General features: G+C 70.1%; 6 protein-coding genes and 1 tRNA gene. 6 read left to right on the forward strand and 1 reads right to left on the reverse strand.

Translation table 11 applies throughout. The features are described from left to right. Positions 1-27 precede the first annotated feature (27 nt). The 4 genes from AB4880_RS03865 to pyk all read left to right on the forward strand — a co-directional run bounded on the left by AB4880_RS03865 (position 28) and on the right by pyk (position 8,729). Complete coding sequence (locus tag AB4880_RS03865) at positions 28-882, forward strand: phosphate ABC transporter ATP-binding protein (protein WP_367917884.1); 855 nt, start codon at positions 28-30, stop codon at positions 880-882. Between the two features lie 178 nt (positions 883-1,060). Then, positions 1,061-5,626 (forward strand): glutamate synthase large subunit, encoded by a 4,566-nt coding sequence (gene gltB / locus AB4880_RS03870; RefSeq protein ID WP_367917885.1) that lies wholly within the window; start codon positions 1,061-1,063, stop codon positions 5,624-5,626. 62 nt (positions 5,627-5,688) lie between these two features. Next, entirely contained in the window at positions 5,689-7,158 is a 1,470-nt protein-coding gene (locus AB4880_RS03875; protein WP_367917886.1) for a glutamate synthase subunit beta, read from the forward strand. 110 nt (positions 7,159-7,268) lie between these two features. Then, entirely contained in the window at positions 7,269-8,729 is a 1,461-nt protein-coding gene (gene pyk, locus AB4880_RS03880) for a pyruvate kinase (protein WP_367917887.1), read from the forward strand. Positions 8,730-8,809: 80 nt separating this feature from the next. Here pyk and AB4880_RS03885 read toward each other — a convergent pair. Next, a tRNA-Leu gene (locus AB4880_RS03885) sits at positions 8,810-8,892 on the reverse strand. A gap of 69 nt (positions 8,893-8,961) precedes the next feature. On the opposite strand from AB4880_RS03885, the gene AB4880_RS03890 reads away from it, so the two are divergent. Beyond that, the gene (locus AB4880_RS03890; protein ID WP_367917888.1) at positions 8,962-9,579 is read left to right on the forward strand and encodes an ANTAR domain-containing response regulator; all 618 of its coding nucleotides are present in this window, start codon (positions 8,962-8,964) and stop codon (positions 9,577-9,579) included. A 166-nt stretch (positions 9,580-9,745) separates the two neighbouring features. Further along, positions 9,746-10,891, forward strand: coding sequence for a branched-chain amino acid ABC transporter substrate-binding protein (locus AB4880_RS03895; protein ID WP_367917889.1), 1,146 nt, complete (start codon positions 9,746-9,748; stop codon positions 10,889-10,891).

Genomic DNA, 10,891 nt, shown 5'->3' on the forward strand with positions numbered 1-10,891 from the left:
CGCCGACGCCCTCGAAGGAGAAGCACCATGTCCGACGCCACCCTCGTCATCCCGGCCGTCAGCGAGCCACCGGCAGCCCCACCGCCGCCCGCGGGGCCGGCCGACCGACCCGGCCGGCTGGAGGCGGACGCCGTCTCCGCGTGGTTCGGCCAGCGCAAGGTGCTCGACCGGGTGTCGATCGACCTCCCCGCCGGACAGGTGACGGCTCTGATCGGGCCGTCGGGCTGCGGCAAGTCCACCTTCCTGCGGATCCTCAACCGGATGCACGAGCTGGTGCCGGGCGCCGCGCTGGCGGGGGAGGTGCGCCTCGACGGCGAGGACATCTACGACCCCGACCGCCGGATCACCGACGCCCGCCGGGCGATCGGCATGGTCTTCCAGAAGCCGAACCCGTTCCCCGCCATGTCGATCCGCGACAACGTGCTGGCCGGGCTCAGCCTGGTCGGCTCCCGGATCAAGAAGGCCGAGCGCGACGACCTGGTCGAGGAGTCGCTCACCCGCGCCGGGCTGTGGGTCGAGGTCCGCGACCGGCTGCGCCAGCCCGGCTCGGCGCTGTCCGGCGGCCAGCAGCAGCGGCTCTGCATCGCCCGCTCGCTCGCGGTGCGCCCCCGGGTGCTGCTCATGGACGAGCCGTGCTCGGCGCTCGACCCCACCTCGACGCGCGTCGTCGAGGAGACGATCCGCGAGATCGGATCCGAGGTGACGATCGTGATCGTCACCCACAACATGCAGCAGGCGGCCCGCGTCTCGGACCGGTGCGCCTTCTTCCTGGCGGCCCACGGCACGCCGGGCGTCATCGTCGAGCAGGGGCCGACGGGTGTGATCTTCGACAACCCGCAGGACTCCCGCACGGCGGATTATGTGAACGGGCGGTTCGGCTGAGCGGGCACCGGGTGTCCATCCCGTCGTGATCTCAGCGAAATATGAGGTCACAGAGTGCTAACCTGTGCACTCCGCCGCGTGGGCCAATGCTGTCCCTTGCGCCCCACCTTCTGTGGACTTCCCTGTCGCCTTCCCGGTGACGGCGGCGGCCGCAGACGTAGTCGACGGGAGAACCCTGGTGCCCTATTCGCACGCGTTCCCGCCGCCGGAGGGTCTCTACGACCCGCGTCACGAGAAGGACGCCTGTGGCGTCGCCTTCGTCGCGACGCTGACCGGTGAGGCCAGCCACGACATCGTGGTCAAGGCTCTGACGGCCCTCCGCAACCTCGAGCACCGCGGTGCCGCAGGTGCGGAGCCCAACTCCGGCGACGGTGCCGGCATTCTCATGCAGGTCCCCGACGCCTTCCTGCGCGCGGTGACCGCCGAGCAGGGGTTGACCCTGCCGGCAGCCGGCAGCTACGCCGTCGGCACGGCGTTCGTGCCCGGCGACGAGGGCCAGGTCGCCAAGACCCGCGCCCGGATCGAGGAGATCGCGGCCGAGGAGAGCCTCACGGTTCTCGGCTGGCGCGAGGTCCCGATCAACCCGGACATCCTCGGCACCATGGCGCGCACCGTCATGCCGACGTTCGTCCAGCTCTTCGTCCAGGCCGCGGGCGGCCCGCTCAACGGCATGGACCTCGAGCGCCTGGCCTTCTGCCTGCGCAAGCGCGCCGAGCACGAGACCGACGCCTACTTCCCGTCGCTGTCGTCGCGCACCCTCGCCTACAAGGGCATGCTGACGACCGACCAGCTCGACAACTTCTTCCCCGACCTGGTCGACGAGCGGATGGCCTCGGCCATCGGCGTCGTCCACTCGCGGTTCTCGACCAACACCTTCCCGAGCTGGCCGCTGTCCCACCCGTTCCGGTTCATCGCCCACAACGGCGAGATCAACACGGTCATGGGCAATCGCAACTGGATGCGGGCGCGCGAGGCGCTGCTGGCCTCCGACAACATCCCGGGCGACCTCGAGCGGCTCTTCCCGATCTGCACGCCCGGGGCCTCCGACTCGGCGTCCTTCGACGAGGTGCTCGAGCTCCTCCACATGGGTGGTCGCAGCCTGCCGCACGCGGTGCTGATGATGATCCCCGAGGCGTGGGAGAACCACGCCGAGATGGACGAGAAGCGGCGCGAGTTCTACCGCTTCCACTCCGCCACCATGGAGCCGTGGGACGGCCCGGCGTGCGTCGTGTTCACCGACGGCACCCAGATCGGCGCGGTCCTCGACCGCAACGGCCTGCGTCCCTCCCGCTTCTGGGTCACCGACGAGGGCCTCGTCGTCCTCGCCTCCGAGGTCGGCGTGCTCGACCTCGACCCGGCCACGGTCGTCCGCAAGGGCCGCCTCCAGCCGGGCCGGATGTTCCTCGTCGACACCGAGGAGCACCGGATCATCGAGGACGAGGAGATCAAGGACCAGCTCGCCGGCGAGCACCCCTACGGGGAGTGGCTGCACGGCGGGATCATCCACCTCGACGACATCCCCGAGCGTGAGCACATCGTGCACACCCACGCCTCGGTCACCCGGCGCCAGCAGATCTTCGGCTACACCGAGGAGGAGCTGCGCGTCATCCTCACGCCGATGGCCAACACCGGCGGCGAGGCGCTCGGCTCGATGGGCACCGACTCGCCGATCGCGGCGCTGAGCGAGAAGCCGCGGCTGCTGTTCGACTACTTCAGCCAGCTGTTCGCGCAGGTCACCAACCCGCCGCTCGACGCCATCCGCGAGGAGCTCGTCACCTCGCTCAACGGCACCATCGGCCCCGAGGCCAACCTGCTCGAGCCCGGTCCGGCGTCCTGTCGCCAGATCGTCGTCCCCTTCCCGGTCATCTCCAACGACGACCTGGTGAAGATCCGGCAGCTCAACCGCGACGGCGACCACCCGGGCTTCGAGACCCACGTCGCCCGCGGCCTCTACGACGTCAACGGCGGCGGCGCCGCGATGGCGGCCAAGATCGACGAGATCTGCGCCGAGGTCTCGGCCGCGATCGCCGGCGGGGCGCGGATCATCGTGCTGTCCGACCGGCACGCGACCGCCGACCTGGCCCCGATCCCGTCGCTGCTGCTCACCGGCGCGGTGCACCACCACCTGGTGCGCGAGAAGACCCGCACCCAGGTCGGCCTCCTCGTCGAGGCCGGCGACGTCCGCGAGGTCCACCACGTGGCGCTCCTCGTCGGCTACGGCGCGGCGGCGGTCAACCCCTACCTGGCCATGGAGTCGGTCGAGGACCTCGCTCGCGAGGGCTACTACGTCAAGGCCGAGCCCGAGCAGGCGGTCAAGAACCTGATCAAGGCGCTCGGCAAGGGCGTGGTGAAGGTGATGTCCAAGATCGGCGTCAGCACCGTGGCGTCCTACACGGGCGCCCAGATCTTCGAGTGCATCGGCCTCTCGCAGACGGTCGTCGATCGCTACTTCACCGGTACCACCTCCAAGCTGGGCGGCGTCGAGCTCGACGCCATCGCCCAGGAGGTCGCCGCGCGGCACGCCAAGGCGTACCCGCCGGCCGGCATCGCGCCCGCGCACCGTGAGCTCGAGATCGGCGGCGAGTACCAGTGGCGTCGCGAGGGCGAGCCGCACCTGTTCAACCCCGAGACGGTGTTCCGGCTGCAGCACTCCACGCGCACCGGTCGCTACGACATCTTCAAGCAGTACACGAAGGCCGTCGACGACCAGTCCGAGAAGCTGATGACGCTGCGCGGGCTGTTCAAGTTCAAGGACGCCGACGAGGTCGGCCGCACGCCGATCCCGCTCGACGAGGTCGAGCCGGTGTCCGAGATCGTCAAGCGGTTCTCGACCGGCGCGATGTCCTACGGCTCGATCTCCCGCGAGGCGCACGAGACCCTGGCGATCGCCATGAACCGGCTGGGCGCGAAGTCCAACACCGGCGAGGGCGGCGAGGACTCCGAGCGGCTCTACGACCCCGAGCGGCGCAGCGCGATCAAGCAGGTCGCGTCCGGTCGCTTCGGTGTCACCTCCGAGTACCTCACCAACGCCGACGACATCCAGATCAAGATGGCGCAGGGCGCCAAGCCCGGTGAGGGCGGCCAGCTGCCCGGCAACAAGGTCTACCCGTGGGTGGCCAAGACCCGGCACTCCACGCCGGGTGTCGGCCTGATCAGCCCGCCGCCGCACCACGACATCTACTCGATCGAGGACCTGGCGCAGCTGATCCACGACCTCAAGAACGCCAACCCGTCGGCCCGAGTCCACGTGAAGCTGGTCTCCGAGGTCGGCGTGGGCACGGTCGCGGCGGGCGTCTCGAAGGCGCACGCCGACGTCGTCCTGATCTCCGGTCACGACGGTGGCACCGGCGCGTCCCCGCTGACGTCGCTCAAGCATGCCGGCGGTCCCTGGGAGCTCGGCCTCGCCGAGGCGCAGCAGACGCTGCTCCTCAACGGCCTGCGCGACCGGATCGTCGTCCAGACCGACGGTCAGCTCAAGACCGGTCGTGACGTCGTCATCGCGGCGCTGCTCGGCGCCGAGGAGTTCGGCTTCGCGACCGCGCCGCTGGTGGTCTCCGGCTGCATCCTGATGCGGGTCTGCCACCTCGACACCTGCCCGGTGGGCGTGGCGACGCAGAACCCCGCGCTGCGCGAGCGGTTCAGCGGCAAGGCCGAGTACGTCGTCAACTTCTTCGAGTTCATCGCCGAGGAGGTCCGCGAGCTGCTCGCCGAGCTCGGGTTCCGCAGCATCGCCGAGGCGGTCGGCCAGGTCGAGACCCTCGACACGCTCGACGCCGTCACCCACTGGAAGGCGCAGGGTCTCGACCTCGGGCCGATCCTGCACAAGGTCGACGTCGCGGCGACGCACTTCCCCGACCAGGACCTGCGCAACACCGGCACCCAGGACCACGCCCTCGACAAGTCGCTCGACGTCACCGAGATCCTGCCCCTGGCGGCCTCGGCGATCGAGACCGGCGAGCCGGTGCGCGCCCAGCTGGCGATCCGCAACGTCCACCGCACGGTCGGCACGATCCTCGGCCACGAGGTCACCAAGAAGCACGGCGGCGCGGGCCTGCCCGACGGCACGATCGACCTGACCTTCGTCGGCTCCGCCGGCCAGTCGTTCGGCGCCTTCGTCCCCCGGGGCATCACCTTGCGGCTCGAGGGCGACGCCAACGACTACGTCGGCAAGGGGCTCTCCGGCGGCCGGATCGCGATCCGCCCCGACCGGGCGGCGACCTTCCGTGCCGACGAGCACGTCATCGCCGGCAACACCATCGCCTACGGCGCGACCTCGGGTGAGATCTTCATCCGCGGCGGCGTGGGGGAGCGGTGCTGCGTGCGCAACTCGGGCGCGAGCATCGTCACCGAGGGCGTGGGCGACCACGGCTGCGAGTACATGACGGGCGGCCGGGTCGTCGTCCTCGGCCCGACCGGGCGCAACTTCGCGGCGGGCATGTCGGGCGGCGTCGCCTGGGTGCTCGACCTCGCGGAGTCCCGCGTCAACGGCGAGCTGGTCGACCTGGGTCCGGTCTCGGCGGGCTACGCCGAGGAGCTGGAGCAGCTCGTCCGCCGTCACCACGAGGAGACGGGATCGGAGGTGGCCGGCGAGCTGCTCGCCGACTGGGCCGCCGCCCTGCCCCGCTTCACCGAAGTCATGCCGCGCGACTACCGCCGGGTGCTCGAGGTCAAGGCCGAGGCCGAGGCGTCGGGGCTCGACGAGGCCGCCGTGGCGAACCGGATCATGGAGGTGCTTCATGGCTGACGTCCGATGCCATCCTGTTCATTCCCGCAGCGGTCGTCAGGCCATGAAGAAGGCGGTGCAGAATGGCTGACCCCAGGGGTTTCCTGAAGAACGGCCGCGAGGTGGCCGAGCGTCGTCCGGTGGCCGAGCGGGTCAACGACTGGGACGAGGTCTACCCGGGCGGGATCGGCCGCGCGCTGCTGCCGATCATCAACGTCCAGGCCAGCCGCTGCATGGACTGCGGCATCCCGTTCTGTCACTCCGGCTGCCCGCTGGGCAACATCATCCCGGAGTGGAACGACCTGGTCTGGCGCGACGACTGGGACGGCGCGATCGAGCGCCTGCACGCGACCAACAACTTCCCGGAGTTCACCGGTCGCCTCTGCCCCGCGCCGTGCGAGACCGCCTGCGTGCTCGGCATCAACCAGCCGGCCGTGACGATCAAGAACATCGAGGTCTCGATCATCGACCGGGCCTACGAGTCGGGCTTCGTGCGGCCGCAGCCGCCCGAGTGGCTCACCGGCAAGACCATCGCCGTCATCGGCTCAGGTCCGGCCGGTCTGGCCGCGGCCCAGCAGCTCACCCGCGCCGGTCACACGGTCGCGGTCTACGAGCGGGCCGACCAGCCCGGCGGGCTGCTGCGCTACGGCATCCCCGAGTTCAAGATGGAGAAGAAGCACCTCGAGCGCCGGCTCGACCAGATGCGCCGCGAGGGCACGGTCTTCCGCTCCGGCGTCGAGGTCGGCACCGGCAAGCTCACCGGTGACGCGCTGCGCGACCGGTTCGACGCCGTCGTCCTGGCCGTCGGCTCCACCGTCCCGCGCGACCTGCCGGTCCCCGGGCGCGAGCTCGGCGGCATCCACCAGGCGATGGAGTTCCTGCCCCAGGCCAACCGGGTGGCGCTCGGCGAGACCGTCGAGGGCCAGATCCGCGCCGACGGCAAGCACGTCGTCATCATCGGCGGCGGCGACACGGGCGCCGACTGCCTCGGCACCTCGATCCGTCAGGGCGCGGCCTCGATCACGCAGCTGGAGATCATGCCGCGGCCGACCGAGGACCGTCCCGACGGCCAGCCGTGGCCGACGTACCCGATGACCTACCGGGTCTCCTCCGCGCACGAGGAGGGTGGCGAGCGGGTCTACGCGGTGTCGACCAAGGAGTTCCTGGGCGACGCCGACGGCAACGTCCGCGCCCTGCGCCTGGTCGAGGTCTCCTTCGAGGGCGGCCAACTGGTCGAGCACGAGGGCACGGAGCGGGAGATCCCGGCCGAGCTCGTGCTCTTCGCGATGGGCTTCGTCGGCCCCGAGCGGGCCGGTGTGGTCGAGCAGCTCGGTGTCGAGCTCGACGAGCGCGGCAACATCAAGCGCGACAACGACTACGCGACCAATGTCGAGGGCGTCTTCGTCGCCGGTGACGCCGGTCGTGGCCAGTCGCTCATCGTGTGGGCGATCGCCGAGGGCCGCGCGGCCGCCGCGGGTGTGGACAAGTACCTCACCGGCAGCACCCAGCTGCCCGCGCCGATCCCGCCGACGGCTCGCCCGCTGGTCGTGTGACCGCGTAGCACCACAGCAACGGCACCGCAGCGCCGCATCGGCGCAGGCTTCATCCGAAGTTTGCGCCGGTGCGGCGTTTTCGGCTCCACGGCCACCGATAGGGTTGGATCGTGCGAAGAGCAAAGATCGTGTGCACCCTGGGTCCGGCCACCAGCTCGGAGCGGCGGATCCGTGAGCTCGTCTACGCGGGCATGGACGTCGCACGGCTCAACATGAGCCACGGCAGCCACGAGCAGCACGCCGAGGCGTACCGGCTGGTCCGCGAGGCGTCCGACGCCGCCGGCCGTGGGGTCGGCGTGCTCGCCGACCTCCAGGGCCCGAAGATCCGCCTCGAGACCTTCCCCGACGGCCCGGTCCTGCTGACCCGCGGCCAGCGCTGGACGATCACGGTGCGCGACGTCGAGGGCAACGCCGAGATCTGCGGGACGACGTACAAGGGGCTGCCGGGCGACGTCGCCCCGGGCGACCCGATCCTCATCGACGACGGCAAGGTGCGCCTGCGGGTCACCGAGGTCACCGACACCGACGTGGTCACCGAGGTGCTCGTCGGCGGCAAGGTGAGCAACCACAAGGGCATCAACCTGCCGGGCGTCGCGGTCTCGGTGCCCGCGCTGTCCGACAAGGACACCGCCGACCTGCGCTTCGCGCTGCGCCTGGGCGTCGACTTCATCGCCCTCAGCTTCGTGCGCAACGCCGCCGACGCGGAGGACGTGCGCGCGATCATGCGCGAGGAGGGGGTGATGCTCCCCGTCATCGCGAAGATCGAGAAGCCGCAGGCCATCGAGAACCTCGACGAGGTCGTCGCCGCCTTCGACGCGTTCATGGTCGCCCGCGGCGACCTCGGCGTGGAGTGCCCGCTGGAGGAGGTGCCCTTCCTGCAGAAGAAGGTCATCGTCGCCGCGCGCCGCAACGCCAAGCCGGTCATCGTCGCCACCCAGATGCTCGAGTCGATGGTCACCAACCCCGCGCCCACGCGCGCGGAGGCCAGCGACGTCGCGAACGCCGTCCTGGACGGCGCCGACGCGGTCATGCTCTCCGGCGAGACGAGCGTGGGGGAGCACCCGGTCCACACGGTCGAGACGATGGCGCGGATCATCGCCGCCACCGAGGAGCACGCCCTCGTCGACGACACCTTCAGCCGCTTCGGCCGCATCGAGTGGGACCCCCACACCACCTCCGGCGTCATCACCAAGGCCGCTGAGGAGGTCGCCCAGCGCGTCGGCGCCAAGTACGTCGTCGCGTTCACCCAGTCCGGCGACTCGGCCCGCCGCATCGCCCGCCTGCGCAGCCCGATCCCGGTCCTCGCCTTCACGCCCGAGGCCCGGGTGCGCTCGCAGCTCGCCGTGTCGTGGGGCGTCGAGGCGTTCAAGACGCTGCCCGTCGAGCACACCGACGAGATGGTGCGCCAGGTCGACGAGGAGCTGCTCAACATCGGCCGGGTCAAGGAGGGCGACCGGGTGGTCATCATCGCCGGCAGCCCGCCGGGGATCCCCGGGTCGACCAACGCACTGCGGGTGCACCGGATGGGCGACGCGATCAACGAGGTCGCTCCGGCGTACCGGCGCAGCTGAGGCTGCCGTCGTACCGGACGTTCGGGTCGTCGAATCTGCTCTCTGACGACCGAAACGTCCGGTACGACTCGTTCCACGAGTGCCGGGTGTGGGATTCGAACCCACATGCCCTTTCGGACAGCGAGGTTTGAGCTCGCCCTGTATGCCGTTCCAGCAACCCGGCGCGTTACTGCGCAACGGTAGCCGAGACACACCGCGACCCTCACACCGACCGTCCCGATAGCCTGACCTCGTGACCGAGAGCGCCCCGAACGCCCAGCCGACGCCCCGGACCGTCGTCATCGCCGAGGACGAGACCCTGATCCGGATGGACCTCGCCGAGATGCTCGTCGAGGAGGGGTACGACGTCGTCGGCCAGGCCGGCGACGGCCAGAAGGCGATCGAGCTGGCCGAGGAGCTGCGACCCGACCTGGTCATCCTCGACGTGAAGATGCCGGTCCTCGACGGGATCGCGGCGGCGGAGGCGATCGCCGGCAAGCGGATCGCGCCGGTCGTGATGCTGACGGCGTTCTCGCAGCGCGAGCTGGTCGAGCGGGCGCGCGAGGCGGGCGCGATGTCCTACCTGGTCAAGCCGTTCTCGCAGTCCGACCTGGTGCCGGCGATCGAGATGGCGGTGAGCCGGTTCGCCGAGATCACCCAGCTCGAGAGCGAGGTCACCGACCTGCGCGACCGGCTCGAGACCCGCAAGGCGGTCGACCGGGCCAAGGGGATCCTGCAGGAGGAGCTCTCGCTCAGCGAGTCCGAGGCGTTCCGGTGGATCCAGAAGACCGCGATGGACCTGCGGATGTCGATGCGCGAGGTCGCCGAGGGCGTCGTCACGCACGGCGTCCCCGGGGGCTCGTCGACGTAAATCATCCGACGTTCGTGGCGTTCAGGTAACAGATTCGTCAGGATTTGTGATCTGGACCACCCAGTTGCTTCCTACCGCCCCTCTCCCGGTGTAGGTTCCGGCCGCAGAACACGTCACCGGGCGGCGCCGCCGCCCACCGGCTTGACTAGGAAGCAGGAGAGGTCTCTTGAGGCGAAACAAGGTATTCGGTGTCGGCGCTGCGGTGCTGGCGCTCAGCCTGTCCGTGACGGCGTGTGGCTCTGACAAGAGCAGCAACGGCAGCGACGCCAAGGGCGGATCCGTCTGTGGCAAGAACATCGCGTTCCTCGGGGCCCTCACCGGCGACGCGGGCGCGCTCGGCCAGAACATGCTCGGCGGCGTCAAGCTCGCGCTCGACGAGTACAACAAGGCCAACCCCAAGTGCACGATCGGCGTCAAGCCGTTCGACTCCCAGGGCAACCCCGACAAGGCGCCCGACCTGGCGACCCAGATCGTCAACGACGACACCATCGTGGGCCTGGTCGGCCCGGGCTTCTCCGGTGAGTCGCTGGCGACCGGCAAGACGTTCTACGAGGCCGGCCTCCCGTCGATCTCCCCGTCGGCCACCAACGTCACGATCACCCAGCAGAAGTGGATCACCTGGCACCGCGTCATCGGCAACGACGAGGCGCAGGGCAAGGCCGACGCCGGCTACCTGCTCAACACCGCCGGCGCGACGAAGGTCTTCGTCGTCGACGACGGCCAGGACTACAGCAAGGGTCTCGCGGGCTTCGTGAAGTCGGGCGTGGGCGACAAGCTCGCCGGCCAGGACCAGATCTCGGTCGGCCAGACGGACATGTCCGCGGTCGTCACCTCGATCAAGGCCTCCGGCGCCGACGCGGTCTTCTACGGCGGCTACTACGCCGAGGCGGGCCTGCTCGTGAAGCAGCTGCGTCAGGGCGGCTTCAAGGGCACGTTCATGTCGGGTGACGGCTCCGAGGACCCGGCCTTCGTGAAGGCCGCGGGTGCTCAGGCCGCCGACGGCGCCGTCCTCTCGGCTCCGGCCGCTCCGGCACCGGCCGACTTCAACGCGAAGTACAAGGCCGTCAACAACGCCGACGCGGGTCTCTACTCGACGCAGGCCTACGACGCGGCCAACATTTTCCTGGCGGCCTTCAAGGACGGCAAGACGTCGGCGAAGGACATCAACGACTTCATCGGGAAGTACAACGGCAGCGGGGCCAGCGGTCCCATCGCCTTCGACGACAAGGGCGACATCACGTCGTCGACCATCTACGCCTACTTCGTCAAGGGCGGGAAGCTCGACGTCGAGCACCCCGAGGCGATCAAGTGA

It is taken from the genome of Nocardioides ginsengisoli, from assembly GCF_039537225.1.
Classification (GTDB): domain Bacteria; phylum Actinomycetota; class Actinomycetes; order Propionibacteriales; family Nocardioidaceae; genus Nocardioides; species Nocardioides ginsengisoli.

Coding starts and splice junctions, on each gene's coding strand:
- AB4880_RS03865 (WP_367917884.1), top strand. CDS start 28: ATGTCCGACGCCACCCTCGTCATCCCGGCCGTCAGCGAGCCACCGGCA.
- AB4880_RS03875 (WP_367917886.1), top strand. CDS start 5,689: ATGGCTGACCCCAGGGGTTTCCTGAAGAACGGCCGCGAGGTGGCCGAG.